Genomic DNA, 24,559 nt, shown 5'->3' with positions numbered 1-24,559 from the left:
AAAAGTATAAGCGATAATATAAGAACCATGAATCATCCAATAATAGCGGCGTGTTTAAATCGACAAAGGGATCATATGAAAAAGCGTAATTATAACATCATGTTAGTGGCCATTATGGCGCTGTTTACTCTCGCGTGTGCTGAGCAAACAATAACCAGCAGCGATGATCTTGCTCAAGACATTCAGTTAGTTGCTCAGCCAGCACCGCAAGGCGACTATCCTACAGCTCGCAATGGCGATGTGCTTTTGGGAAATAAGGATTACCCCGCTATTTCCTATGGTGCATGGCGCACAAAAGTGCGCGAATCAGGTGAGTTAGTGCCAACGGTTGAGCAGCATAAAGAGGATATGAAGATTTTAGCCGCGATGGGCATTAAAGTTATCCGCACCTATAATACTCAAAATTATATTGGCTTAGACGGTAAGAGCAATACTGAAAATTTACTTGAAGCAATAAAGCAGTTAAAAGACGAAAACAGTGACTTCGAAATGTATGTAATGCTTGGCATTTGGATTGATGGATTAAACTCGTTCACTGATAAAGAAGTCGTTCACGACGAAGAAAACCCCACTAACGCATTAGAGATGGCAATGGGAATAAAGCTAGCACAAGATTATCCGTCAATTGTCAAGGTAATGGCTGTGGGCAATGAGGCAATGGTGCATTGGGCTCCTTATCATGTTACGCCAAGGATTATTCTAAAACATGTAAATGCGTTGCAAGACCTGAAAGCACAGGGACTGATTGCCAAGGATATGTGGATCACGAGTTCTGACAACCATGCTTCTTGGGGCAGTTTAGGCACAGGCCCCGATAATGGTTACGATAATGATGATTTGAAGGCACTTATAAAGGCTGTAGATTTTATTTCTTTGCATACCTACCCATTCCATGACACCTATTACGATGAAGAATTTTGGTTGGTCCCTGAAACCGAGGCCAATTTAACGACTAAGCAAAAAGTCGATGCGGCTATGCTCAGGTCAAAAGAGCTCGCGATAGAGCAAACAGCGGGTGCGCAAGCATATATGCTTGCATCTGGTGTTGAAAAGCAGATACATATTGGTGAAACCGGTTGGGCTTCATATGCTAACGTACAATATGGTGACGATGCATCAAAGGCAGCAGACGAGTACAAACAAAAAATATTTTCAGATTTAATGAGAGCTTGGTCAGATGATTTCGGTGCTTCACTGTTTTTGTTCCAGGCTTTCGATGAGCCATGGAAAGGAAACAAAGACAATCCTGGCGACTCAGAAAAGCACTTTGGTCTAATCGACATCAATGGTAATGCCAAATATATTGCATGGGACATGGTTGATAAGTTAAACGCTGCAGGCCTCACCCGCGGGGATGTTACAACATTTACGAAAAGCTATGATGGTGATCTCGCGTTGCTAATGTCTACTGTGCTGGCACCGAAGCCAGTAAAGTAGATTAGTATTATTAGACCTGCAAGCATGAGAAGTTAGTCGCTTTTAATTTCAAGCCTAAGGGCTTTTGCCCCAGTCATGGGGCCAGAAAAATGCCCGAAAGTACCGCGCTTTTAATTCATGATGTACTGCGCAGGTAACTGGATTAGTCGTATCCAATTCGCCAGTGGGTGCTGAGTTTCCGCATCCCTCGGTACTTGCTAATGGCACGAAACCAAATAAGTTAAGCTGAGTAGTGCCCTTGCACCGCTTAGCTTTAGTCTACAATTGTTGAGAACGCTTTTACGGTCAGTAAAAGCCAATCTCCACTAGTTTCTCTCTATCGCTGAGTTAACTATACTGTCATATAAATCTTGACTGATATAAACCGGAGTATAAGTACCCCCACTATTTTTAATTTGTTTATCAAATGAGCGTAAATGGTTGCGCGAGCCTTTCAATAAATTATCGTAAACGTAGATAATGTCGGCGTTATCAACAACACTATCTTTTTGGTATTGTAGGTCATAGATATCCAACTCTTCAACAGTCGCACCAACATATAAAGCCTCTAGCTGTGAAATTGAACCCGATGTTACTAGCGTATCGTAAATGAGTTGCAGTTCGCTATTCATAAAACCGCCAAAAACGTCAGTTTCCATTGGATCGACTAAATCATAACGTTGAATAAGCGCGAGAACTGCGTCTGTGTGGGTTTGCTCACTGGCAGCAATATTGGTGAATATTTTTGTCCTGTATTTGTTATACATAACTGTATATACGTCTCTGGCAAGCTTTTCTTCTTCCCGCATAAAAACTAGACTTTCTTTTTCTGCAGCAGATAAATCACTTAACGGAATTGTGCTGAGGTTGTTGAGGAGCGTATTGGGATTAAATGCGGTTGACCCTTCTAAATCAACATCAAGTAAGGGGGGAGTATCGTTCGAACTTCCTCCGCAAGCACTTAAGATAAATATAGTTAATAATATGATGCTAAACGAAATCAATTTTTTCATCGGATACTCTCTTATCTGGTTTGTGGACTTGCAAAATTGTCGTATACGTCTTATCGCGTTTTAGACTGTAAGAGTATTTTGCAAGCGCCGTACCAGATTAATAGAAATAAAATGCCATTAATTTATATGTCTTTTTTTAAATTCCTTGCTAATTTTTATTGTGTTTAGTTTTGAATTGACAGATACGACAATAAAAATGACAAATTCGTCAATTTTTAAATTATACTTTAGCTATGACCAACAGTAGCCGCATCCCGAAAATGCTATTGTATTTTATATGAGCGATGGCATGCATTGCATGTCGACATAATAGTGACGACTTCCTTTTGTATGAAGCTTGTATCTTTATTTTCTTTAGCTAGTTTTTTCCAGTGGACATTCATTTGTTTACTCATTTGTTGAAATCCTGCAGGCATTGAGTCATGCAGACCGTCAGGATGATTTTCCCTCGTATATTCAAACAGTAAGCTTACTAAATCGTCGACTTTTTCTGGTGATTCTTGTACTAAAGACTGCTGGATAGCAGTGAGTGTTTCCAACATCCGCCGCATCCGTTCAAGAACAAAATCTTTTTGCTGCACGCTCAAATTAATTACTGCTCTTGTATCCGTTGATACGATGCTATCGTCACTTGCAAAAGTCGCTGAGCTAACTAAACACAGTCCAATAAGTAGCTTTGCCTTCATTATTTTCCTGACCTTATTTATTATTTCGCTAAAATAGTGTCAAGTGCGTTGCAACTTTGAGGCCAAAATCTAAAACCTTAGTTAGGATAATTAAGATGTTTATAATGATAATTCAGCGAAAAAAAATCCGCAGACGTCACTACTTACCTTAAGCGCAGCATGCTCGCTGCTCTTATCCTGCCACCATGCCTCAATCTCACTGTGTTCGTTTTGCTCGCTAGTATCGAGTATCTGCGCCCAACAGCAATTTTCGCCCCAAGTGACTGCATCGCAACTCTCAAATAAAGCTGTCACAGAGGCTAATCGATAGTGTTAATTTGTCTATATTCGGGGTCGAAGAATACGTGGGTAGTACAGTCATGATAAGGGTGAAAACTATTAGTGTTTATCCGTAAACGCCTACATTTACTATCATCAATTGAAGTATGAACAGCCAAAAGTGCGTAAATTTATTGATTTTTTTCTTAGCAAAAAGCTATGGTGGTAATTGAAGGATCATTGCCGCCGATTGGACAATAGAGATTCGGTAACATTTTTAGCCGAACTAGGCCGTGCATAAAAATAACCTTGACCCAAACGACAGCCTAATTCAAGCAACTTCTGCGCCTGTTCTTTAGTTTCGATACCCTCTGCAATAACTTCACTCTCTAGACTATGACACATAGAAATTATTCCTTTGACCACTTTTTCACTACGTTTATCGCCTAGCATTGCGGCAATAAACGAACGGTCAATTTTGACATAGTCCATGTCAAGTTCACGTAAGTAAGCAAATGAACTCATACCTGTTCCAAAGTCATCAATCGATAACTTTACGCCAAGTGCGCGCAGCGCGATAAAGGCGTTCTGAGTAACCTCAATATCAATCATACTAGCACTTTCTGTTAACTCTATTTCTAATAAATGCGCGGGTAATTGATAATAGTCCAACTGCTGTGAAATATACGGCACAATCTGAGGGTCTGCTAAATTGTATGCAGACAAGTTAATTGATATGGGAATTGATTTTATTGTTGTTTCCCATTCTTTTGCCTGTCGAATCGCCTCAGAAATAACAAAGCGGCTAAAGCTGTGAATAACATCGCTTTGCTCAATTAAATCAATAAATTCAGCTGGACTTAATAAACCATCTACTGGATGTTGCCAACGAGCAAGTGCTTCTGCACCTATAATATCTCCGTCGAGCAACGATACTTTAGGTTGGTAAACAAGCACAAATTGTTGTAACGCAAGCGCTTGCGATAATTGTCCACGCAACAGTACCTGTCTTTCACTGAAAATGGGCAATTGCTTTTGGTAGAACTCGAAACCTGTGCGCAACTTTTTAGCTTGGTACATTGCTATATCGGCATGCTTGCATAAGGTATCTAGTTTATTTCCGTCGTTGGGACAATAAGCAATACCAATACTTGCTCCAACTTCAAATTGAGAATTAGCAAGGGGGACAGGCTGAGTACAGCAGTAAAGAATGCTTTCGACCAATTGTTGAATGTCTCTAGTGTCATTCATGTTGAACCAAATGACAAATTCATCTCCACCATATCTTACCAGTAAATCTCTTTCGTCAATTGCGGCTTGAAGTCGATGAGATATAACTATTAAGAGTTCATCTCCAATACCGTGGCCGAAAGTATCATTAACATCTTTGAATTTATTTAAATCGATGATTAGCAGCGCCCCGATTGGATCTTTATTTTTGGGTTCGTTAGCTATTTGCTTTTCTATCTGAGTGCTAAAAAACTCATGTAAGTAAGTACGATTTTTCAAACCAGAAAGGTTATCGTGCATTGCTAAATAGGTTAGTTTTTGATTGTTCTCTTCAAATCGCTTAGCGATGATTGCAGACATCGTTAACGCTGCCCATATGGCTAACCAAAAGGTTAAAAATGCGGTAATAGATAAGCGTTTCGCGACATAGTCGAGTGCCTCTTCCAAACTGCTAATTTCGTATACCACTAGCAGAGAAAATTGACTTTCACTACTGCTTTTAAATTGCCAAAATAATCGTTTATCTTCTAAAAAAAATGCGCCTTTTGCAAAATTAGGAAAGTTAAGCGAACGAAGTTTTTCCTCGATGGGTGATTTGCTGATAATACTGTTGGCCTGAAAAGTACGATCCTCAGGCAATACCTGAATCGCTAATATGTTATCAATCATGCTCTTATAGATAAATTTATTTTTAACGGTTGCTAATTGTTGAACGGGATCGTTAATCGTCTTGTTGAGCTCTTCAAGCTCGCTGAAAAGCCAATGAAATTGTTTATCAAAATGCCTTATTTCTGTTGATTCAGCCAAGTCGCTTGCCAATCGATATGCGACAACAATAAAAATTATTGAAACAGCCACGGCAAGGCTAATTGAACCTAAAATCAACCTTCGACGAAGGTTAGTATCAGAAATGCCGGTTCGCAGTTTAGACAATTGATGAAACTAAACTTGTTTATTTTTGTAAGTTGAAATGCTCGCTAATTTATAAACGGGACACCAACCGGTAATAAAAGAAATCAGGTTTAAAACGGCAAAAATTATAATGACAAGTTGTAAAAAAATGTCTCCGATTTGATCGGCCCAAAATACCGCGAATACTATCATAGCAAGACTTACGCCCCCTCTAATCATACGGTCTGTTAAACTCAAGTTTTTTTGAGGTAACTGCATAATGAAATATTCCTTTTTAAAAATTTGTAATAATAATACATCTCACGATAATGATTTATCGGCTAATAAGTCATAATCTGGAGAGGTTCGACTGAAAACCTGCTATCTATCGTTAGATGCCCAATCTTTTTGTGGCATCCATGCATGAGGAAATAATTGATTTTTAAAGCGTTTAGACATGCTTTCAATATCAACACTTTCACCGCGTAATTTATCTATCTTAACTTGAATTAATGTCAAACCTGGCGCATCCCTGCTTTTTTCTTTTTTCTTTTGTCGCTTTGAGCGTGCTTTCGACCTTGTCAATCAGAGGTGATGCCAATTGGTTTTGGCCTTGTTTGATGTAACATGCGGCAATGTTTAAGTTATAAGAAAAGCCCTCCATGTGGGAGCTAAAGCTGTCAGACTTTACAGGGCTCATGCTTTTGCGCTTATCGAACAAGCTTAACACTGTGTCACAATATTTTGGTCAACGTATGCCATGGAAAGCATGTTGCGTCACAGTATATGGCTATTAATAAAAATTGCTTGTGCAAATCGATGAAAGAATGATTAAGCTAGGGTTTGTCTATCAATTACTATCGGTAATGCGATATACTGCTAAGGTCGGTATTCGCTTATTTTCCAAGTCTGTCGGCATGACCTCCCTCTCTATTTTATCTATTAGGATTTTTAATGGCATTTGCCTTTTTTCAAACTGTATTTGTGCGCTTGCACATCATCTTTAACCCAGCTATATCGGAGCAACGCGTTTAATGTCTGTCTCATTTTCTGAACTAGGCTTGTCAAAGCCAGTACTTGACGCAATTGCTGACCAAGGCTACGAAACACCTTCTCCTATTCAAGCACAAGCGATTGGTGCTGTGTTAAGCGGCAAAGACGTAATGGCAGCTGCGCAAACCGGCACCGGTAAGACGGGCGCTTTTGCACTGCCAATAGTGCACATGCTTAACGCGCATCCGCAGCGGCCCAAACCCAACCATGTGAAAGCGCTGATTTTAACCCCAACCCGTGAATTAGCCGCGCAGGTTGCTCAAAGCGTATTGCTCAGTCATAAATATACAAATATGAACTCTACCGTTGCCTTTGGTGGGGTATCGATTAACCCTCAACTTAAAAGTCTGAGAAAGGGCAGTGACGTGCTGACTGCAACACCGGGTCGTTTGTTAGATTTGTATTCTCAAAACGCGATAAAATTTACTGATCTGAGTATTCTTGTGTTGGACGAAGCCGACCGTATGCTCGATATGGGCTTTATCCATGATCTTAAAAGGATCATGAAACTATTGCCGACTAAACGCCAAACTTTGCTGTTTTCAGCCACTTTCTCTGACGATATCCGCCAGCTTGCTAAACAGTTTATTAAAGATCCTATCGAAATCTCGGTCACGCCCAAAAATGCAGCGGCGACCACCGTCGAGCAGCACATAGTGCATGTTGATAAATCGAATAAAAGTAAGCTGTTAGCCACTTTAATTGCCGACAATAAATGGCAACAAGTGCTCGTGTTCTCACGCACAAAGCACGGTGCGAATCGCATTGCTAAACAGCTAAACGCGAAAGGGCTTACCTCTCTTGCTATTCATGGTAATAAAAGCCAAGGAGCTCGCACCAAAGCCCTGAGCGATTTTAAATCGGGTAATTTACGCGTGCTTGTTGCCACTGATATTGCCGCTCGCGGCATCGATATCGACTTGCTGCCGAATGTGGTCAATTATGATCTACCGCACGTTCCGGAAGATTACGTTCACCGCATTGGCCGAACCGGCCGTGCAGGCGCCACAGGTAGTGCCGTATCTTTTGTAACCAACGAAGACGGTAAACAATTAAAAGCGATTCAAAACCTCATCGGTCAACACATTAATGTACTTGAAGTTGCCGGTCTATCTGAAAAGCCCAGCACCCAAGCGCCCATCAGAGCGCCAAAGCCAAAACGTCCAAAGAGAGTAAAAAGAGACTAATTTAGTTGCTTAAATACAAGATGCTCCCTAACATCGACAGTTAATTAAGCGACAAGCTGGATTTGAAACAAAATAATGTTTGTTTCAAATCCATTTACTAAAGGCGTATCTATGAACTTTGACAAGATTATTACGCAAGCCGATGTGGCTCTGCAAAAGTTTGAAGCGGTACTTGGCGACCCACATACCTACATACAGCTTTGCTTGGTTGCGCTCATTTATATCATCGCTTTTTCTATCGCTTGGAAAATACGTGCAAGCAATGCAATCACGATGCAGGCACCAGAGCCGACTTCCCACCCAATTGTTAATCTGATTTACCGCATTGGCGCGCTGATGTTCCCGATGTTTGCATTTGTGCTGCTGTTTATTTCTAGTGAATTTTCAAGTTACTTTGAATACTCGCCGTGGCTGATAAACACCGCCTATGCGATTGCCGCACTGCTGTTTTTTAACGCATTGATCAACGCCCTTGTTCTAAACCCAGTTGCTGCTAGAGCCTTTAAGTGGGTTGGCCTACCGCTAATATTTTTAAAATTAGTTGGTTTACTTCCTCTGTTAATTAGTTCCCTTGAAAGTATTTCCTTAGCCGTCGGCAATATTGAAGTGTCCGCTTATGGCGTGGCTAGGGTGCTTGTTTTTGGTGGCTTCCTATTTTGGTTAGGTAGAGCGTCGAACAACTTCGGGCAATCGGTAATTAAACGCCAAGAGTCTCTCGATATACCGACTCGAGAAGTGTTTGCAAAACTGTTTGAAGTCACATTATTTTGTATCATCGCGTTACTGTTGCTTAATGTCATGGGTATCAACCTTACAACCTTAGCCGTCTTTGGTGGTGCTTTAGGGGTAGGGATTGGTTTAGGTCTGCAAACCATCGCATCAAATTTTATTTCGGGCATCATCATTTTATTAGACAAGTCGCTTACCGTGGGTGACTTTGTTGAACTAGAAGATGGCCAGATGGGATTTGTAAGAGAATTCAGAATGCGTTATGCGGTACTTGAAACCTATGATGGAAAGGACATTTTAGTACCCAATGAAAAATTCATCTCAACGTTTTTGGTCAACTGGACTCACAAAGATCCAAAACAACGCTATCGAGTCGACTTTTCAGTCGCCTATGCCACCGATATCCGCTCTATGGTCGAACTGATTAAGGCCGCGGTTGCCACCCATCCAAAAGTAATCAGTGGCGAGGGTATTCCGTTTGAGGAGCAGCCCGACTGTGAAATAGACAGCTTTGGTGATTCAGGCGTTAACATGTTTGTGGAGTTTTGGATGGAAGGAATTGATGATGGTAAAAACCGCGTGGGTGGTGATTTACTGCTGATCATCTTTGAAACCCTCAAGGCCAACGGTATTACTATCCCGTTCCCTCAGCGTGAGGTTCGGGTGCTGAATGATGATGACGCGTCTTCGGCCGGCATAAGAATGGCGCAAGTGAAAAGTGCCGGTGCAAAAAAAAGTGAGTAGCCGAAAGGCGCCTCACTTTTCATATCATCTTAATTCACCGGTTTAGCGCCCGCTGACGTACTCGTCATAAGTGCCTTGAAAATAGTGTAGTTTGGTGTCTTTAATTTCAATCACTGATGTCGCTAAACTGGATACAAACTCACGGTCATGGCTGACAAAAATCAGTGTTCCGTCAAATTCTTTGAGGGCTTTGTTTAGGGCCTCAATGGCTTCCATATCCATGTGGTTAGTCGGCTCATCCATTACCAGTACATTGATTTCTTGCATCATAAGTTTGCCAAACATCAGGCGGTTTTTCTCTCCACCCGAACAAACTTTCACGTCTTTCTCGATGTCGTCTGCAGTAAATAATAAGCGTCCTAAAATTGCGCGAACTGCTAAATCGTCGTGCTTAGGTGTGCGCCATTGCGACATCCAATCAAAGAGCTTCATAGAAGTGCCAAAATCATTGCTAACGTCTTGGCCTAAATAACCGATTGAGGCATTCTCTGACCATTTCATTGTGCCTGCGTTTGCAACCAGTTCGTTCACAAGGCAGCGAACTAAGGTTGTTTTACCTGCACCGTTCTCACCGATGATGGCAAGTTTGGCGCCAGCTTCCAGTAAAATATCTTCACTGGTAAAAAGTGTTTCCCCATCAAAACCGTGCGACAGATTATGCATTTCAAGCGCTAGGCGATGTAATTTTTTGTGTTGCTTATATCTGATGAATGGGCTTTGACGACTTGACGCAATGACTTCGTCCAATTCAATTTTTTCCATGCGTTTTGCGCGAGAGGTCGCTTGTTTTGCTTTTGATGCATTTGCAGAGAAGCGCGCTACAAAGCTCTGCAACTCTTTAATTTCAGCGCTTTTCTTAGCGTTTTCGGTGTGTAATTGCTCTTGTACAAGGCTTGAAGCGGCAGTGTATGCTTCGTAATTACCTGGGTAAATTCGCAGTTCGCCGTAGTCAATATCGGCCATATGTGTGCATACAGCGTTCAGAAAATGTCGGTCATGCGAGATGATGATCATGGTGCTTTTACGCTGATTAAGAACGTCTTCAAGCCATTTTATGGTGTAAATGTCGAGGTTGTTAGTCGGCTCATCGAGAAGCAAAATGTCGGGCTCAGCGAATAGGGCTTGGGCAATTAGTATGCGGAGCTTGATACCGGGGGCAACTTCAGACATTAAACCAAAGTGATAGCTATCTTCAATTCCCGCTTCTACCAATAATTCGATTGCTCGACTCTCAGCAGTGTAGCCATCCATTTCAGCAAATTCTGACTCTAGATCAGCGACTTTCATGCCATCTTCTTCCGACATTTCAGGCAAGGAATATATGCGGTCACGCTCTTTTTTGACTTCCCATAAGCGAGGATCACCCATGATCACGGCATCGATTACGGAGTATTCTTCAAACGCGTATTGATTCTGATTAAGGGTACCGATGCGCGCTCCAGGAGAGACTGATATATTGCCTGCTGAGGGCGCAAGTTCACCGCTCATGATTTTCATAAGGGTTGACTTGCCGCAACCATTTGCGCCAATTAGGCCATATCTATTGCCGTTGCCAAATTTGGCGGAGATATTCTCAAACAATGGCTTAGCGCCAAACTGCATGGTGATGTTAGCGGTGGTAATCAACTCGGTGTATCCTTTGAGGTGGTGCACATGTGCGTAATGTCATAAATACGCATAATAAACGGTGGTCAGCAGTAGACTGCTGTAAATTGCGCGCGCACTATACCCGAATTATCAAATGGATTAAACCATAGAAGTATTTATTTAGCTCCGAAGGGCTAAATAGAGTAGGGAGTTACCATTTCTTTTTTGGTGCGAAGAGTGTGTCGATATCTTCTTTTTCTTTTGCTTTTTCATCCAAAATATTTTGCACATTTTTATCTTTGAGTGTGCTTTCTAAGCCATCGAGCATAGCGGTTACCTCTTGCCTCTTTGCTTCAATATAAGCGCTCGTTTGTTTTTGTTTGGCCAAAGCAGCTAATGCTTTTTCAAGATACTGTCGCGCAGAACCTTGCATACCATTAATTACGGCGTCCGTGGCTCTCTTGTGAAGTGTTTCTATATTCACTCTGAGTTGCAGGCGCTCTAAGGCCTCTTCTTCAACCTTAAATTCCTCAATGCTGATGTTACCTTTTTTGTATTCGCTTCTTAATATCACCCTGAGTTTTTTTATAGCTTGGATGTACTTGATGATCACCTTATCGCTCTTAGGCAACTCAAAGGCAGATTGGTCCGGTGCGGGCTCGTCGATTTTAATTTCACGGATTGATTTTTGAAGCTCGCTAACTTTACCTTTTAAGTCGTTGCTCGGATTTTGTTCGTAGATTTCAATTAGCGCTGATAGCGACCGCTTGCGCAATATTGAAATAAGGCGCTTTGACAATTTCATTTTTTGAGCGGCGCCGACCGCAATTTCGGTTTCGTCTAAAATTGCACGCTGACGAATAATTTCCTCTCGTTTGCTAGTGGCTTTGCGTTCATTATGTTGTTGAACGGCACTAGCCGCTATTCCCGCTACAATAAGGGCTGCTATTAAAACAATAATAATGATGTAGGTTTGATTCATATTATCGGTACTGTGCTAATAAGAGTTATGAGTTAAGGCAATGATAGTGTAAACACACTGCCACCGGTGACGTCTGAGTTGGCTAAGTTAATTGAGCCGCGCCGGTCCATGTTTTTATGAGTGTGCGCCATCAATCGAGCAAAAAAGAGCCCAAGGCCAGTACGCCCCTCGCTAATGCAGTGCTGATCCAAAACCTTACTCGACATTTCTAGCATCGAAGCGGGGTACCCAGGGCCATCATCCTCTACTGAAACAATCAGATTTTCGTCAGTGATATCTGCGCTAAGACAAATATTTTTGCACCCATAGCGCACTGCATTAATAAGCACGTCGTGCAGCAGCAGATAGATAAGCTCGCGATCTAAGTACCAAGATAAATCTTCATCTACATTGACCTTCACTTTGATGCCTTGCTGATTAGTATATAAGACGTTTGACTCAACAATTTCATCAAACAGTTCAGCAATAAAAACTTCGTCAATGTTAACGGGCAAAGCATCTATTTCAGCGCGATACAACGATAGTACCTGTACCAGCGTAGTGTTCATTCTATTGGCTTCGTAATGGACGCTGTTTAAGCTGTTGTGGGCCTGAATGACTTCTTTAGGTATAACCTCAGCCATTTGCTCAATAGATTGCATGAGTAAGCTAAGCGAGTTCTTCATGTCATGTATCGCTACGGCGATCACTGATGAAAAATCTACCAGTTCTTTTGTTTCACTTCCGCTGTCGCTAGGTTTGTTAGGCACTGTGGGGATCCAATTTGAGTCAATTAATACCAAAAGTTACTTGCAATGAAACACAAAATACGTTTTTCTTATGCAATAAAATGATATGTTCGCTATACTTTTGTGCGAATTTACATATGAATGTATCGACTGAGTTTACATTTGCTGAAGCTAAACCAAAGTATAGTCGCCACGTTTTTTGCTATCCCGTTAAATGCAATATACCCAAGGTCTTGAATGAAACTACAACAACTGCGATACATTGTAGAAGTACTAAATAATAACCTGAATGTTTCGGCAACCGCTGAAAATCTGTACACCTCACAACCGGGCATTAGCAAACAAGTGCGTATGTTAGAAGATGAGCTAGGCATTCAAATTTTTGGACGCAGTGGAAAGCATCTCACGCACGTGACCGAAGCCGGCAAAGAAGTCATTAATATTTCGCGTGAAATTTTAGCGAAAGTAGAAAGTATTAAATCGGTTGCTCGTGAACACACCTTACCCGATCAAGGTAAGCTGAATATTGCGACAACGCATACCCAAGCCCGATATGCTTTGCCAGATGTCATACAAGGGTTTATGAGCAAGTATCCTAAAGTGTCTTTGCATATGCATCAGGGAACGCCCTCTCAAATAAGCAGTTTAGCGTCTAAGGGTGAAGCGGACTTTGTGATTGCCACAGAGTCACTGCACTTATATAGCGACCTAGTCATGCTGCCTTGCTATCACTGGAACCGCTCAGTGATTGTTAATAAATCGCATCCCTTAGCAAAGAAACCAAACTTAACTATTGAAGACATCGCTAAATATTCTTTAGTGACTTATGTGTTTGGCTTTACCGGTCGCTCTGAGTTAGATCGAGCGTTTACCGAAGCCGGCCTTGAGCCAAAAATTGTGTTTACCGCTACCGATGCAGACGTGATAAAAACATATGTTCGCTTAGGTGTCGGGGTTGGAGTCATCGCATCGATGGCAATTGACGAAAAGCTTGATTCAGACTTAGTAAGAATTGACGCCAGTCATCTGTTTGATTACAGCACCACTAAAATAGGCTTTAGAAAGGGCTCATTTTTGCGTAATTATATGTATGAATTTATTGAGCGCTTTGCACCGCATTTAACAAAAGAAGTCGTTGAGCGTGCGATGATGCAAAAAAACAATGAAGAAGTCGAAAAGATGTTCAAGGGTTTAACTTTGCCGGTTAAATAAAGCCCAAGAGCGTCATCGGGCTTATTTTATAGCAAATCTCACGACACGAGTAAAAAAGGGACAAAGCGTCCCTTTTTTAATTTCAGTAGGCATCACTCATAGCTTAACACTCAATAATATTTACGGCTAAGCCACCGCGGGCCGTCTCTTTGTATTTACTCTTCATATCGTTACCGGTTTCCCACATGGTTTTGATGACTTTATCTAAGGAGACCTTATGGGTGCCTGTGCCGCGTAGGGCTAATCTAGAAGCATTGATCGCTTTGATTGCGCCCATTGCGTTGCGTTCGATGCAGGGCACCTGAACTAGGCCGCCCACCGGGTCGCAGGTTAAGCCTAAGTTGTGCTCCATGCCAATCTCAGCGGCGTTTTCAACCGAGTCTACTGAGCCGCCTAAAATTTCGGTAAGTGCGCCAGCCGCCATTGAGCAAGCTACGCCAACCTCACCTTGACATCCTACTTCTGCGCCAGATATGGAAGCGTTCTTTTTGTATAAAATCGCAATGGCGCCCGCGGTCAACAAAAAGCGACAGGCCGTATCGTCGTCCATTGGGCGGATAAATTTATGATAATAGCTCATCACCGCGGGAATAATCCCAGCCGCACCATTAGTGGGTGCAGTAACCACACGTCCGCCTGCGGCATTTTCTTCATTTACGGCTAGAGCATACATGTTTACCCAATCCATGACTTGCATGGGGTCATCGTTACGCTCGTTTTGCAGACGATGATAAAGGGCAGGGGCTCGGCGATGCACTTTAAGTCCGCCGGGTAAAATCCCCTCGGTATTAATGCCGCGCTCAATACAGTTTTGCATGACTTTCCAAATATGCACAAGCTGCTTGCGGGTGTCTGCTTCATCTCGCAGTATCGCTTCATTTTTTAGCATCAGTGAGCTTATTCGAAAGCTATTTTCTTTGCAGTGCACAAGTAGCTCAGCCGCTTTTGAAAAGCCAAAAGGTGCAACCATTTGCTGCTCAGAAATCTTCTCTTTCTTTTGTGCTTCAAAGTCAGATTCTTCAACAATAAAACCGCCGCCGATAGAATAGTAAGTTTGTTGGTAAATACACTCGCCGTTTTTCTCTGCAAACAGTGTCATGCCGTTAGCATGCAAGGGTAAGGTTTTACGACGATGAAAGACGATGGCGCCTTGAGTAGGGAAAACAATGTCTTTTTCAAGCATTAACTGCAGGCTTTGTTTACGTTCAACATCGGCAAGCATTTTATCTATCGCTTCGACTGGCACATTGTCGGGGGTATAGCCTAACAGTCCTAGTATGACCGCTTTACCTGTGCCATGTCCCTTGCCGGTTTGACCTAGGGAGCCATAGAGCTCAGTACGAATAGTGTCTACAGACTGCAATAATGACTGCGCTTGTAAATCTAAGCCAAACTGTCTTGCCGCTCGCATGGGTCCAACGGTATGTGAGCTAGATGGGCCGATGCCAACCTTAAACATGTCGAAAACGCTGATCATAATGCACTCCTAAAATTTTAGTGCTTAAGTGTTACACATATTGATGCGTTAACAAGTTAGATTTACTAATGCTTGATATTAGTAATGTTAATAAATTGTTGCAAGATAAATCGTCCATAGCAACAAAAGGTTAAAGCAAAGAATGGCTATGTTGTTCTACCTGTTAGGTGTGATAAAGGATATGATCACGAAGGTGCGCAATCATGCCTGCGGTGGCTCCCCATATTGTGTAGTCATTATAGGTAATGTAATAAACAGGAAAGTTTAACTCACCTCGGTTAACGTGATGAATAAAATAGTTCTTTTTATCCATTAAAAAAGATAATGGTACTTGGAACACATCACCGACTTCGTTAGCGTCGATTGTTAGGTCATCAGGGATCTTCACACCGCTTATGTGTTTGGCTACTATGGGCGTCACGGCAAAACCGCTAATCGTTCGATAGGGTGGGAGCTGTCCAATGACTTTGAGCTGTTCAGGGGCTAAGCCGATTTCTTCTTCGGCTTCACGAAAAGCGGTATGAATTACCCCCATATCATCATCTTCGGCTTTTCCGCCCGGGAAGCTAATTTGACCGCCGTGGTGCTTTAAGTGCGTTGCGCGAGTGGTAAAAATAACGTTGAGGCCGTTCTCAGTAGGGTTTAAACAGATCAACACCGCCGCTGGACGCTTAGCGTTTGGAAATGGCTCGCCGGCATCACGCTCTACTTGCCAAGGTTGATTAAACGCGGCTAAAAAATCAGATTCTTTCATTAGCTCGCCTTTTTGCTACTGTTGTTTTGCTGGCGCAACGTGGCTGAAAGGGTGGGTAATATTTTGGCCACTTTATGAAATGACTCTTGATACTCATCACTTGCTTGTGAGTCTAATACAATACCGCCGCCAGCCCAGCAGTGCATGGTGCCTTTTTCTGCGAGAATTGTGCGAATACAAATATTAGTGTCCATGTCTTGTCTAATCCCCACGTAGCCAATACTGCCACAATAAATGCTGCGCTTGTCGGGTTCAAGCTCTTGAATGATTTGCATGGCGCGTACTTTCGGAGCGCCGGTAATCGAACCGCCCGGAAAGGCGCCCGCAAGCAAGTCGAATGGGCTAGAGTTATCTTTTAGTTCGCCAGTTACTGTGCTTACCATATGATGCACAGCCGGGTAGCTTTCAAGCGCAAATAAATGCGGTACTTTTACTGAATGCGGTTTGCAGTGTTTACTTAAGTCGTTGCGCAGTAAATCAACAATCATTAGGTTTTCAGCTTTGTCTTTTTCAGAGTTAAGTAGCGCATCAGACAGCTGTTTATCTAAAAGTGGGTCGTCCGAACGTTTGCGCGTGCCTTTAATCGGTTTGGTAACAACCTTACGATCTTTAACTGAGATGAATCGCTCCGGCGATACACTCAACACGCAAGACTCTGGCAGGCGAATAAAGCTTGAAAAGGGGGCTTTGTTTACCGCCGTTAAATGCTGATAGGCTTGCCACTCTGAGCCTTGGTAGGGGGCTGAAAATCGCTGCGCGAAATTAATTTGGTAGCAGTCACCCGCGCGCAGATAGTTATCAATTTTGTGCATGCTCTCATGATACTCAGACTCACTCATATTGGCTTGCCAATTTTGGGTTAGATAAAACGGTGCGTGCATGTTTGCTTTGAATACTGCGGTATTCGTTAGTCCTATGATTCGTGCCAACCACTCGCTATCGTTTGCGCTAGTGCTTATGTGATAAACCTCACCAGTATAATTGTCGAATATCAGTGACTGTTCATAAAAACCTACGGCGATATCGTCGAGTTGATATTGATCAGGGTGACTGTCGGTAATGCGGTCAGTATGGGTATTGATATCATAAGCAAACAAGCCAAGCGCCCCAATTAAAAAAGGCAGTTGACTTGTTTGATGCTCGCTAATGTCGACCGACTGGCTAAACAATTGATGTAATTTGCTGAGGTCATCAAAAGGCGAGTGGTTTAGCGTGGCCTCTCTTAAAAAATCGGCTTTTGGATTTAGTATACTTAATTTCGATTGACCATCGGCAAACTGGAAGCTAGCAAGGGGTGCATAGGCGATAATGTCGTAACGCCCATCGCTTAAGCGATTATTGCAGGTATCTAAGAGCATTGCCCACGGCAAATGCTCTACGCACGCAAAAGCGTCATGGGCGCGGGTATTTTTCAGCTGGTCAACAGCGTTAATGGTTAGTGACGATAACGACATATAACTTAGGTTTTGGTACTCACGTTGAAGCTTGATACACTTATTTACAACAACCCGATCGCAAAGGCTTGCTTACAAGCAATAGTAGCGGGTAAAAGTTTACTGACAGCGAAGGTAAGCAAGTCAATTACACGGCCACAATTATCGGATTTCCCACTAAAGTATCGGTGGTAATGATTGGTGTATTATCGGATTACAGGTAGTATACGTGGCAATATACACAGGCAACACCTTTTTTTATACGGGGACCTTATGACCACCATTTGTCAACAAGACTTCATCGACAGCATTGAAGACGCACTGCAGTTTATTTCGTATTATCACCCACTCGATTATATTAAGGCCGTTGAAGCCGCTTATCACAAAGAAAAGAGTCAGGCTGCAAAAGATGCCATGGCGCAAATTTTAATCAATTCGAGGATGTCAGCCGAAGGTAAGCGCCCAATTTGCCAAGATACCGGTATTGTTACCTGCTTTGTAAAAATAGGTATGCAGGTTACGTGGGATAAAAGCGATTTGACCGTGCAGCAAATGGTTGATGAAGGTACCCGACGGGCATATTTGAATCCAGATAATCCTCTACGTGCGTCTATCGTGAGCGACCCTGCCGGCGCGCGTAAAAATACCAAAGACAATACTCCAGCGGTAGTGCATATCGATATGGTCGCTGGGGATAAAATTGAAGTGATGATCGCTGCAAAAGGCGGCGGCTCTGAAAACAAATCTAAGATGGTCATGCTTAACCCAAATGACGACATTGCTGAGTGGGTAGTGAAGACATTGCCAACTATGGGCGCTGGCTGGTGTCCACCTGGAATGTTAGGTCTAGGTATAGGCGGAACGGCTGAAAAAGCAGCGGTGCTTGCCAAAGAAAGTTTGATGGATCCGGTGGACATGCCCGAACTCATTGAGCGCGGTCCGGTAACGACCGAAGAAAAACTCCGTGTGGATATTTTCAATAAGGTAAATGCTTTGGGTATAGGCGCGCAAGGCTTAGGTGGTTTAACCACCGTTGTTGATGTGAAAATTATGTCAGTGCCTACTCATGCTGCATCGTTGCCTATTGCGATGATCCCGAACTGCGCAGCCACGCGTCATGCACACTTTTATTTAGACGGTAGCGGCCCCGCCGAGTTAGCGCAGCCTAAGCTTGAAGACTGGCCAGAAATTACCTGGGAAGTAGGGGAGAATACTCGCCGCGTAAACCTCGATACTGTTAGCAAAGACGATATCGCTGATTGGAAGGTGGGTGAAACTCTGTTACTTAGCGGTAAAATGCTAACCGGCAGAGACGCCGCACATAAACGCCTGCAAACTATGTTCGATAAGGGCGAAGGCTTACCCGATGGCGTTGACCTAAACGGCAAGTTTATTTATTACGTTGGCCCGGTAGACGCGGTAGGCAAGGAAGCTGTTGGCCCTGCAGGCCCAACTACTGCGACCCGTATGGATAAATTCACCGATATGATGCTTGAAAAAACCGGTATTCTCGGCACCATTGGCAAAGCAGAGCGCGGCCCGGCAACAGTGAAGAGTATCGCGAAACATAAGTCAGTGTATTTGATGGCGGTTGGCGGTGCGGCTTATTTGGTATCCAAAGCGATAAAAAAAGCACACGTGGTCGCGTTTGAAGACTTAGGCATGGAAGCGATTTATGAGTTTGAAGTAGAAGACATGCCGGTAACCGTTGCGGTTGATAGCAGCGGCGCAAACGCTCATGAAATTGGCCCTGCGATATGGAAAGCGAATATCGCTGATTTAGACGCGGCGCTATCAAAGTAGAAAAGAGTTTGTCGCTATAATGGTCTAACATTGGTTTGAATGGCAAGTCTGCATGTACGCAAGCTTGCCATTTTTAATGCCAAAAATAACAATAATAATCTATGTCAAATAGGAGGTGTTATTTGTCACTCTGGAATGTGCTGGTGTCTTCGCCGCTGTATCTAATTTCTGCAACTGCGTTTTTGTGTTTATTTATATTCGTTATAATTATCGCCGTGATAAATAAACGGCATCAGGCACAGCATTTTTTGCAACAAACACAGCATGCCCAAGACGTGCAGCAACTTCAGCATCAGGCAGAGCTTCAGCATCAGAATTTTACGCAATTAGAGCGCGCGCTCGAGCAACAGTCTGTCTCGGCTAATCACGCCCAAGAAAAGTATCAGCAACAGCTATCGGTATATCAAACTAAACTGTATGAAAGTGAACGAAAGTTAGGTGAGTTTCATCAACAGTCGATTCAGTTAGATGACGCTAAAGCGCAGTTTCAAGGCTTAAAACAAGAGATGCAGACCCTGCAGTCTGAACATTCTTCGTTGCAGGCTCGCTTTGAAGGCATGCAGGCCAGTGTAGCGCAGGAGCGCAAAGGCTTTGATGAAAAGCTTAGCCTACTTGAGAATGCAGAAGCCAAACTCAACACTCAGTTTGAGAATTTAGCGAACAAGATATTTGAGCAAAAATCAGAAAAATTCACTAAAACCAGTGAAAGCGGTATCAACCAAATACTGTCTCCGCTCAAACAACAAATTGATGACTTTAAACGCCAGATCACCGAACAATATACCCGCGAAGGACAAGAGCGAGCTTCACTCAAAACAGAAATACTCGGGCTTAAAGAACTTAACAAACAGATCACCGAAGAAGCAGCGGCCCTTACCAATGCGCTAAAAGGTGATAATAAACAGCAGGGTAACTGGGGCGAGCTAGTGCTCGAGCGTATTTTGTCAGAATCAGGCCTAAGAAATGGTCATGAGTACGAAGTGCAAATGAGCGTCACCAATGAAGACGGCAAACGCTATCAGCCAGATGTAGTAGTGCATCTGCCGAACAATAAAGACATTGTTATCGATTCAAAAGTCTCGTTAACAGCTCATGAGAAAGTAGTAAATGCACCGAGTAAAGAAGACCGTAAGCGCGCTCTTAAAGAGCATGTAGCCTCGCTAAAGGGCCACATAAAAGGCCTGTCGTTAAAAGACTATCAGAACCTATCTGGCGTTACGACTCTTGATTATGTGCTGATGTTCATTCCAATAGAGTCGGCGTTTATTAATGCGGTAGAAGAAGAGCCAGAGCTAATCAAACTTGCTTTGGATAATCAAATTATGCTGGTGAGCCCTACAAATTTACTGGTTGCTCTGCGCACTATCAATAATATTTGGCAGTACGAATATCAAAACCAAAATGCCAAAGTGATCGCCGAAAAAGCCTCTAGGATGTACGACAAATTTGCTAATTTTGTGAGTGACATGGAAAAAATTGGCAAAAATATGGATACCCTTCGCAACAGCTACGATGGCGCAATGAATAAGTTATCAACCGGTAGAGGCAATTTGATCAAACAAGCGCAAGACTTTAAAGCGCTCGGGGTGTCGACGACTAAACAGCTGGATAGTCGCTATAGTCAGGATGAAGACGATGATACGCTAGAACAAATTGATGAATAAAAGCTATATCTATAATAGTAATAGAACTAAGAATCTGATTATGATCAATGGGGTGCTTTCGTCGTTTTTATTGGTTTTATAGCAGATGTAGCAATTATTGAAGCTATCGAAGACAAAAAGGCACCTTCTAGTCAGCACGATTTGCCTCTTACAGAAATGGGTTTACAGGCAGACGCAGCTTTTGTCGGAGAGTTAGTGGGTAAGTTTGGAATGAAAGAAGATCTCGTTAAAAATGAAGAATTAAAGCGTTACGAGTCTGAGTTTAGCGGCAAATGCCCGCGTGAGCTTGAAAAAGATGAAGTCTGTTATTCCGCCGAGTATTATGCCAAGTTTCGGGAGCAATTAGATGCAAATACGCATGCAGACAGTAGCCCTCAAAATGCAGATTCAGCAATCAAAGACTAACATAGTTGCAAAAAACACTCTCCTAGAACCAATAAAATAAGAAGCCCACGGTAAAAATTGTTAATTAAACGCCAGTGACCGACCTTGTCATATATTCTTTAAAACATGTCTTTCACATCAACAATTTCCATCTCAAACAAAACCCCTATGAAAAGTGATTGACACTAAACTACTGTGTAGTGTTTTTGCGACTTGTGAAATAATAAGCAAATGCATAATAGACAGAAGTCGTTAACTCGGATCCGAGCTTTATATGGCAAAACCAACTAGGCCACCGGCCAAAAAAAGCACTAACAAAATTATGGAATTGATCATGTCGCTTATTTCGCTCCACTGTTGAATGAAATTAATTTTATTACTCATATTAAGAGCAGAGTAAGAGTCATAACTGATTTATTCAACAGCTACGCAAGCTCTTGAGTTTGATGAATGTAAATTAGCACGGATTGTCTTATTGTAAACGCGCTTTTAGGATTATATTTGCATTAGTTGCTCAAGTATATTTCGACAATCGATTGTAACGTTGTCTTTAATTAGACGGGTTTGGGCAGTTTTCGGAGAGTCGTCTTTTTGGGTTTTGCGATATTATGCTTATGTTCAATCAGCACTATAAATGCTTCAAGAGCAGAGATTAAACAAATTTAACAGACCTTAATGGAGCTTTTTTGCAAGAACTCACCTATAGTCATGGAAAGAAAAGAGCACAACTCTTTTATGTTCTTTCAAACAATAGAGATTTTAAAATGAAAAACAACTCAGCTTTGTTATTGGCTTTAGCTATATTTACCAGCTCATTTAATAATGCGATGGCGCAAGCGGGTGATATCAGCTTCACCTACATTGAGGGAGGAATTATCGGTGGTTTTGTCAACGACATCGAGACATCAGGAGCGGTCACGGGAAACGGCCCACTAGACGTGGAGAGCGATGCTGATGGTGGTGGATTCATTGGTGGTGCATGGCAGTTTAGTAATCAAATACACTTGTTTGGTGAGTATGCATCTCTCGGCCAAGAACTGGAAATCCGTAGTGACACCGACACTGTCACAGGTGAGTATGATGTGGTGCGTTGGCGCATTGGAGTTGGTTATCAATACAATGTCTCAAAAACATTAGCTTACTATGGTCGGCTGAGCCTTGACCAGCTCGAGTTAAGGGATGCAAGCGTTGCCGGCTTCAACCTTGATATTGACTCTGACGATAGCGGCATCGGTTCAGAAATTGGTGTTATCTGGGCAGTAACTCCGACATTTCATCTCCAAGGCCATGCGCGTTATACCGCGGTCGGGGGCGTTGCCTCTAGTGGTTCAGATCCCTTCGAGACAGACGTTCTTATCGGCGTGAACGGACGTTGGAACTTCCTTCCCAACATTGCACTGGTAACAGGCTACGAGTTTGGAAAAATCACAACGTTAAATGTGGGCGTGCGTTTCGCTTTTTAATTGGCAAACCAAGCCCCTGGAAAAATTGGGCCTAGCTCTTGGCTCAGGTGTTTTTGAATCTTAGGTATCGAGAAGAAATAGTTTAATCATAACTTTTGAATAACCGTAAATTTACCGTTTCAATTATTGAAACGAGGACCACCTTTTTACTATTGCGATCGCAAATAATAGAAATCAGAAGTGGCAGGTAATCAGCCCATGCCTGCGCTTCAATGCAGACCTACCAAAGACTCGCGTATGGCCAAAATGCATGTTCAAACTTAATGCTCTAATGACCGCTATTGCCGTATTCTAGACCGAGTCGATAGGACAAAAATAGCATTTTATAATCGTTCAAACTTTACAATTTATACTTGATGTCCTTTTTGTCTGCGAATAACGGATAGACAATATTTGATGATGCGGCTTTCTTATCGAAAGGTGCAAAACTAGCGTTCAGCAATGCACTCTGTTGCTGTCTTTGCATTAAGCGCCAAACATCTTGCTACAAAGACGCTTATAAAAAATGATTGACACTACACTACTGTGTGGCGCATAGTAATATTACTGTGCGTCATACAGTACCAATTTAGGAGTGATTAATGACAGATTCGCGAGCCAATAAACTTCGACTGGAGCTCAGAAGGGGAACCTTAATTATGTCGGTACTCGCCTCGACAAAAACTCCCCAATACGGTTACTCCTTAAGAAAGCTACTGAATGACGCAGGAATAGAAATTGATGAAGGCACACTGTATCCGCTGGTTCGACGCTTAGCTGAGCAAGAATTGCTAGACAGTGAATGGAAGCATAGTGAGGGCAGGGAAAGGCGGTACTACCTGCTAAGCAAAAAAGGGCATGAAGTGCTCGAGCAACTCATTGATGATTGGCAACAACTAAATAAAAGCATGAACGCTTTGTTGGATATAAAATGATGACATTATTAGATAGATACTTAGCCGCAGTAAAACAAGCATTACCCGCCGATAAAGAATCCGACATCCTGCGCGAACTCAAAGCGAATATGTTAGATGAGGCAGACGCGCACACCGAAAACGGCGAAACTCAAGATCACGCCATACAATTAGTGATTGAAAAGTACGGGCATCCGCTTGCTGTTGCGCAAAGTTATGCGCCACAAGCTCCCTTAGTTGCTGGCGAAGACATGCCGCTATACCAGTCGGTGTTGATGCATGGTGCGGTCTTGATATTCATCTTTTCATTGTTAAAAACGCTAAGCGCAATGTTGGTGTCTGACTCTTTAAACCCGTTTAGATTAGTTTTTCAAACCTTTGGAAATTTTGTTGATCATGCAGCATTGCTTTTGCTGGTAGTGACCTTGAGCTTTTACTTTTTAGGAAAGAGTGGGTATTTAGGGAAGTTGCGCTATAAAAATTGGTCTCTTGAAAAATTGCCGAAATATCCTGACGCTAAAATCAGTTTATCAGACACCCTGACCGATCTCGTCAGTACAAGTTTTCTTCTGTTATTGCTATGGACTTCTTTATGGATGAGTGAGGAGGGCCAACAAGCTTTGGTGTTTGCCTTATCTCCTAGCAGTGAGCATTGGCGTATTATCTTAACGGTTATTTCTGTCGCATCATTGGTTTTTGCGCTATTTCGATTAACACAAGCAAGCTGGCAGCGATGGACTTTGCTTAGCTATATCGCTGATCACATTGTGTTTTCCGTCGCTTTTTTATGGATGGCATCATTGCCAGAGTTAATTATCATTAGCAAGCCGGAAGTAGCTGAAAACTGGCCGTTTATCCAACAAGCTTTTGAGAGTTATTTCAGCTACTTCTTAGCCATTACTGCTGTTATCATTGGGTTTCTTGGGTATTTGCAAATACGAAAGTTAAATCAACTCCAATAAAAAGAGACCA

Annotated in this window: 22 protein-coding genes; 10 read left to right on the top strand and 12 right to left on the bottom strand. The window is 42.5% G+C overall.

Annotated elements, in window-relative coordinates:
* Positions 1 to 75: 75 nt before the first annotated feature.
* Entirely contained in the window at positions 76 to 1,437 is a 1,362-nt protein-coding gene (locus AB9H30_RS03495) for a hypothetical protein (protein ID WP_371193256.1), read from the top strand.
* Between the two features lie 305 nt (positions 1,438 to 1,742).
* Here AB9H30_RS03495 and AB9H30_RS03490 read toward each other — a convergent pair whose 3' ends face one another.
* From AB9H30_RS03490 to AB9H30_RS03465, 6 genes are all read right to left on the bottom strand, one after another.
* Complete coding sequence (locus AB9H30_RS03490) at positions 1,743 to 2,429, bottom strand: DUF2202 domain-containing protein (RefSeq protein ID WP_371193255.1); 687 nt, start codon at positions 2,427 to 2,429, stop codon at positions 1,743 to 1,745.
* A gap of 263 nt (positions 2,430 to 2,692) precedes the next feature.
* A complete protein-coding gene (locus tag AB9H30_RS03485; RefSeq protein ID WP_371193254.1) occupies positions 2,693 to 3,115 on the bottom strand; it encodes a hypothetical protein in 423 nt (140 codons plus the stop codon).
* Positions 3,116 to 3,214: 99 nt separating this feature from the next.
* Positions 3,215 to 3,409: a hypothetical protein gene (locus AB9H30_RS03480; protein WP_371193253.1), complete on the bottom strand. Its 195-nt coding sequence runs from the start codon at positions 3,407 to 3,409 to the stop codon at positions 3,215 to 3,217.
* Positions 3,410 to 3,610: 201 nt separating this feature from the next.
* Positions 3,611 to 5,536 (bottom strand): putative bifunctional diguanylate cyclase/phosphodiesterase, encoded by a 1,926-nt coding sequence (locus AB9H30_RS03475; protein WP_371193252.1) that lies wholly within the window; start codon positions 5,534 to 5,536, stop codon positions 3,611 to 3,613.
* A gap of 9 nt (positions 5,537 to 5,545) precedes the next feature.
* Positions 5,546 to 5,773 carry a DUF2892 domain-containing protein gene (locus tag AB9H30_RS03470; protein ID WP_371193251.1) on the bottom strand — a complete coding sequence of 76 codons (228 nt, stop codon included), beginning with the start codon at positions 5,771 to 5,773 and terminating at the stop codon, positions 5,546 to 5,548.
* 102 nt (positions 5,774 to 5,875) lie between these two features.
* Positions 5,876 to 6,013, bottom strand: a complete 138-nt coding sequence (locus AB9H30_RS03465; protein ID WP_371193250.1) for a hypothetical protein — start codon at positions 6,011 to 6,013, stop codon at positions 5,876 to 5,878.
* 515 nt (positions 6,014 to 6,528) lie between these two features.
* On the opposite strand from AB9H30_RS03465, the gene AB9H30_RS03460 reads away from it, so the two are divergent.
* Complete coding sequence (locus AB9H30_RS03460) at positions 6,529 to 7,734, top strand: DEAD/DEAH box helicase (protein WP_371193249.1); 1,206 nt, start codon at positions 6,529 to 6,531, stop codon at positions 7,732 to 7,734.
* Between the two features lie 111 nt (positions 7,735 to 7,845).
* Positions 7,846 to 9,207 carry a mechanosensitive ion channel family protein gene (locus tag AB9H30_RS03455; protein WP_371193248.1) on the top strand — a complete coding sequence of 454 codons (1,362 nt, stop codon included), beginning with the start codon at positions 7,846 to 7,848 and terminating at the stop codon, positions 9,205 to 9,207.
* 42 nt (positions 9,208 to 9,249) lie between these two features.
* On the opposite strand, the gene AB9H30_RS03450 is transcribed toward AB9H30_RS03455, so the two are convergent.
* The 3 genes from AB9H30_RS03450 to AB9H30_RS03440 form a co-directional block, all read right to left on the bottom strand.
* Entirely contained in the window at positions 9,250 to 10,833 is a 1,584-nt protein-coding gene (locus AB9H30_RS03450) for an ABC-F family ATPase (protein ID WP_371193247.1), read from the bottom strand.
* 172 nt (positions 10,834 to 11,005) lie between these two features.
* Complete coding sequence (locus AB9H30_RS03445; protein WP_371193246.1) at positions 11,006 to 11,776, bottom strand: hypothetical protein; 771 nt, start codon at positions 11,774 to 11,776, stop codon at positions 11,006 to 11,008.
* A 32-nt stretch (positions 11,777 to 11,808) separates the two neighbouring features.
* Positions 11,809 to 12,525, bottom strand: a complete 717-nt coding sequence (locus tag AB9H30_RS03440; RefSeq protein WP_371193245.1) for a sensor histidine kinase — start codon at positions 12,523 to 12,525, stop codon at positions 11,809 to 11,811.
* 216 nt (positions 12,526 to 12,741) lie between these two features.
* Between AB9H30_RS03440 and cysB the strand changes: the two genes are divergently transcribed.
* The gene (cysB, locus tag AB9H30_RS03435) at positions 12,742 to 13,716 is read left to right on the top strand and encodes an HTH-type transcriptional regulator CysB (protein ID WP_371193244.1); all 975 of its coding nucleotides are present in this window, start codon (positions 12,742 to 12,744) and stop codon (positions 13,714 to 13,716) included.
* A gap of 103 nt (positions 13,717 to 13,819) precedes the next feature.
* Here the strand turns inward: cysB and AB9H30_RS03430 are convergent, their stop codons facing one another.
* The 3 genes from AB9H30_RS03430 to pabB all read right to left on the bottom strand — a co-directional run bounded on the left by AB9H30_RS03430 (position 13,820) and on the right by pabB (position 17,401).
* Positions 13,820 to 15,193, bottom strand: coding sequence for an L-serine ammonia-lyase (locus AB9H30_RS03430; protein WP_371193243.1), 1,374 nt, complete (start codon positions 15,191 to 15,193; stop codon positions 13,820 to 13,822).
* Positions 15,194 to 15,356: 163 nt separating this feature from the next.
* Positions 15,357 to 15,947: a CoA pyrophosphatase gene (locus AB9H30_RS03425; protein ID WP_371193242.1), complete on the bottom strand. Its 591-nt coding sequence runs from the start codon at positions 15,945 to 15,947 to the stop codon at positions 15,357 to 15,359.
* Positions 15,947 to 17,401, bottom strand: coding sequence for an aminodeoxychorismate synthase component I (gene pabB, locus AB9H30_RS03420; protein WP_371193241.1), 1,455 nt, complete (start codon positions 17,399 to 17,401; stop codon positions 15,947 to 15,949). The genes AB9H30_RS03425 and pabB overlap by 1 nt, the downstream gene beginning before the upstream one ends.
* A gap of 252 nt (positions 17,402 to 17,653) precedes the next feature.
* Between pabB and AB9H30_RS03415 the strand changes: the two genes are divergently transcribed.
* From AB9H30_RS03415 to AB9H30_RS03390, 6 genes are all read left to right on the top strand, one after another.
* Positions 17,654 to 19,183, top strand: coding sequence for a fumarate hydratase (locus AB9H30_RS03415; RefSeq protein WP_371193240.1), 1,530 nt, complete (start codon positions 17,654 to 17,656; stop codon positions 19,181 to 19,183).
* A 122-nt stretch (positions 19,184 to 19,305) separates the two neighbouring features.
* On the top strand, positions 19,306 to 20,847 hold the full coding sequence (gene rmuC / locus AB9H30_RS03410) for a DNA recombination protein RmuC (RefSeq protein WP_371193239.1): 1,542 nt from the start codon (positions 19,306 to 19,308) through the stop codon (positions 20,845 to 20,847).
* A 141-nt stretch (positions 20,848 to 20,988) separates the two neighbouring features.
* Complete coding sequence (locus tag AB9H30_RS03405) at positions 20,989 to 21,252, top strand: hypothetical protein (RefSeq protein WP_371193238.1); 264 nt, start codon at positions 20,989 to 20,991, stop codon at positions 21,250 to 21,252.
* Between the two features lie 665 nt (positions 21,253 to 21,917).
* On the top strand, positions 21,918 to 22,694 hold the full coding sequence (locus AB9H30_RS03400) for a hypothetical protein (RefSeq protein ID WP_371193236.1): 777 nt from the start codon (positions 21,918 to 21,920) through the stop codon (positions 22,692 to 22,694).
* Between the two features lie 581 nt (positions 22,695 to 23,275).
* Entirely contained in the window at positions 23,276 to 23,608 is a 333-nt protein-coding gene (locus AB9H30_RS03395) for a PadR family transcriptional regulator (protein WP_371193235.1), read from the top strand.
* Positions 23,605 to 24,549 carry a hypothetical protein gene (locus tag AB9H30_RS03390; protein ID WP_371193234.1) on the top strand — a complete coding sequence of 315 codons (945 nt, stop codon included), beginning with the start codon at positions 23,605 to 23,607 and terminating at the stop codon, positions 24,547 to 24,549. Before AB9H30_RS03395 ends, AB9H30_RS03390 begins: the two co-directional genes overlap by 4 nt.
* Positions 24,550 to 24,559: the final 10 nt, after the last annotated feature.

Origin of the sequence: Glaciecola sp. SC05, from assembly GCF_041380235.1 — a bacterium.
Taxonomy (GTDB): domain Bacteria; phylum Pseudomonadota; class Gammaproteobacteria; order Enterobacterales; family Alteromonadaceae; genus Glaciecola.
Note: the sequence above shows the minus strand (reverse complement) of the source record. Positions and strands in the feature narration are given on the sequence as shown.

Coding starts and splice junctions, on each gene's coding strand:
- AB9H30_RS03495 (WP_371193256.1), top strand. CDS start 76: ATGAAAAAGCGTAATTATAACATCATGTTAGTGGCCATTATGGCGCTG.
- AB9H30_RS03490 (WP_371193255.1), bottom strand. CDS start 2,429: ATGAAAAAATTGATTTCGTTTAGCATCATATTATTAACTATATTTATC.
- AB9H30_RS03485 (WP_371193254.1), bottom strand. CDS start 3,115: ATGAAGGCAAAGCTACTTATTGGACTGTGTTTAGTTAGCTCAGCGACT.
- AB9H30_RS03470 (WP_371193251.1), bottom strand. CDS start 5,773: ATGCAGTTACCTCAAAAAAACTTGAGTTTAACAGACCGTATGATTAGA.
- AB9H30_RS03460 (WP_371193249.1), top strand. CDS start 6,529: ATGTCTGTCTCATTTTCTGAACTAGGCTTGTCAAAGCCAGTACTTGAC.
- AB9H30_RS03455 (WP_371193248.1), top strand. CDS start 7,846: ATGAACTTTGACAAGATTATTACGCAAGCCGATGTGGCTCTGCAAAAG.
- AB9H30_RS03445 (WP_371193246.1), bottom strand. CDS start 11,776: ATGAATCAAACCTACATCATTATTATTGTTTTAATAGCAGCCCTTATT.
- cysB (WP_371193244.1), top strand. CDS start 12,742: ATGAAACTACAACAACTGCGATACATTGTAGAAGTACTAAATAATAAC.
- AB9H30_RS03430 (WP_371193243.1), bottom strand. CDS start 15,193: ATGATCAGCGTTTTCGACATGTTTAAGGTTGGCATCGGCCCATCTAGC.
- AB9H30_RS03425 (WP_371193242.1), bottom strand. CDS start 15,947: ATGAAAGAATCTGATTTTTTAGCCGCGTTTAATCAACCTTGGCAAGTA.
- pabB (WP_371193241.1), bottom strand. CDS start 17,401: ATGTCGTTATCGTCACTAACCATTAACGCTGTTGACCAGCTGAAAAAT.
- AB9H30_RS03415 (WP_371193240.1), top strand. CDS start 17,654: ATGACCACCATTTGTCAACAAGACTTCATCGACAGCATTGAAGACGCA.
- AB9H30_RS03395 (WP_371193235.1), top strand. CDS start 23,276: ATGACAGATTCGCGAGCCAATAAACTTCGACTGGAGCTCAGAAGGGGA.
- AB9H30_RS03390 (WP_371193234.1), top strand. CDS start 23,605: ATGATGACATTATTAGATAGATACTTAGCCGCAGTAAAACAAGCATTA.